Here is a 345-nt window from a genome sequence, read left to right on the forward strand (position 1 = left end):
TGGAGGGGCCTGTGGCTTTGGTGTCTGCGACCGGCGAGGGTGCTGCCACTGCCTTGGGGATCACATTCGATTCTGGCCTGACTTCAGATTTGACGCTGATGGTCGGGGCTTGTTGTACCGGTTGCTGCACCTGAACTTCCGGTGGGGGGATGAACGGGGGTGGCGGTGCCAACAATTTTGGTGGCGGCGGTGGTGGTGTATCTGGCGGCGGTGGCGGTGGTTTTACTTCTTCCACCAACTTGACTTCTGCTGGCTTGATTACCACTTCCATGGCCTTGCGCGCTAATCCGGATACCAGTGCATATACCACCAGTACGTGAAATGCGATAACCAGCCCTAAGCCTA

1 pseudogene is annotated in these 345 nt (G+C 57.4%); it reads right to left on the minus strand.

The features are described 5' to 3' along the window. Positions 1-345: pseudogene (locus ACO0LD_RS31795) on the minus strand (energy transducer TonB); the annotation flags it as partial.

It is taken from the genome of Undibacterium sp. Ji83W (assembly GCF_049340385.1).
In the GTDB taxonomy this organism is placed as follows: Bacteria; Pseudomonadota; Gammaproteobacteria; order Burkholderiales; family Burkholderiaceae_D; genus Undibacterium.